At 69.9% G+C, this 946-nt stretch carries 1 pseudogene; it reads right to left on the bottom strand.

The features are described 5' to 3' along the window. Nucleotides 1-913, bottom strand: a pseudogene (locus IE278_RS41750) (amino acid adenylation domain-containing protein); the annotation flags it as partial. Nucleotides 914-946: the final 33 nt, after the last annotated feature.

Here is a 946-nt window from a genome sequence, read left to right as displayed (position 1 = left end):
CCCGCACCACGACCACGGCCTGCGCCACCCCGGGATGCGAGGCCAGCACATGCTCGACCTCACCCAGCTCGATCCGGAAACCCCGGACCTTCACCTGGAAGTCACTACGCCCGACATACTCCAACTGCCCGTCCGCGCCCCACCGCACCAAGTCACCCGTGCGATACATCCGCACACCGGCAGGGCCGAACGGGCACGCGACGAACCGCCCCGACGTCAGATCCGGGCGCCCCAGGTACCCGCGGGCCAGGCCCGCACCCGCGATGTACAACTCGCCCTGGACCCCGCGCGGAACCGGGCGCAGCAGGGAGTCCAGGACATACACCTGGGTGTTCCCGATGGGCGCGCCGATCGACGGGATACCGGTCCCGGGCTCGACGGGCGCCATCGTCGACCAGATCGTCGTCTCCGTCGGACCGTAGACGTTGAACACCTCGGCGGCCCGACCCGCCAGGGTCTCGGCCAGCCGCGCCGGCAACGCCTCGCCACCCACCAGAACCCGCAACCCGTCCGCGGCATTCGGCTCCTGCGTCACCAGCATCTGCCAGAACGCCGGCGTCGCCTGCACCGCCGTCACCTCGTGACGACGCAACGCCACCACCACAGCCGACGGATCGGAAACGGTCTCCCTGTCCGCCAGCACCACACCCGCACCGGAAATCAACGGGAGGAACAGCTCCAGCCCCGCGATGTCGAACGACACCGTCGTCACCGCGAGCAACCGGTCCGCAGGCGTCAGCGGAACCCGGCGACCCATGGTCGACAGGAAGTTCGCCAACGCACCATGTGAGACAGCCACCCCCTTCGGGCGCCCCGTCGAACCCGACGTGTAGATCACATACGCCGTGTTCTCCGCCGAGATGCGCGGGGTCGGCGCCGAATCCACGCAGCCGTCGAGATCCGCACCGGCCAGCGTCTCGGCGTCCAGCACCAGGGCCGGACGGGA

This window comes from Streptomyces tauricus (assembly GCF_014650955.1).
GTDB lineage: Bacteria > Actinomycetota > Actinomycetes > Streptomycetales > Streptomycetaceae > Streptomyces > Streptomyces tauricus.
This window is presented reverse-complemented; position numbering and strand designations above follow the sequence as displayed.